Below are 507 nucleotides of genomic sequence, written 5' to 3' on the forward strand. Positions count from 1 at the left end.
TACCGGCGTCGTCGTTACAGGTAACGTCCGTCGTCACACCCGTAGCCACCAGGGGCTCCGGCTGGTCGATCGTGAAGCTTTCCGTAGTCGTACAGCCATTGGCGTCCGTAACCACTACCGTGTAGGTACCCGCAGCAAGACCGCTCAGGTTCTGCGTCGTAGCACCGTTGCTCCAGGCGTAGGTGTAACCGGCCGTGCCGCCAACTACCGTCAGCGTGATCGTTCCGTCGTCGCTCGTACCGGCGTCGTCGTTACAGGTAACGTCCGTCGTCACACCCGTAGCCACCAGGGGCTCCGGCTGGTCGATCGTGAAGCTTTCCGTAGTCGTACAGCCATTGGCGTCCGTAACCACTACCGTGTAGGTGCCCGCAGCAAGACCGCTCAGGTTCTGCGTCGTAGCACCGTTGCTCCAGGCGTAAGTGTAGCCGGCCGTGCCGCCAACTACCGTCAGCGTGATCGTACCGTCGTCACTCGTACCGGCATCATCGTTACAGATGACGTCCGTCG

At 61.5% G+C, this 507-nt stretch carries 1 protein-coding gene; it reads right to left on the bottom strand.

The window, feature by feature from the left end; genetic code table 11:
- On the bottom strand, window positions 1-507 hold a 507-nt coding region (locus tag E1J53_RS24760; protein ID WP_173021626.1), incomplete at both ends, for a SprB repeat-containing protein.

The sequence above is a fragment of the Lewinella sp. W8 genome, from assembly GCF_004375085.3.
Classification (GTDB): domain Bacteria; phylum Bacteroidota; class Bacteroidia; order Chitinophagales; family Saprospiraceae; genus Neolewinella.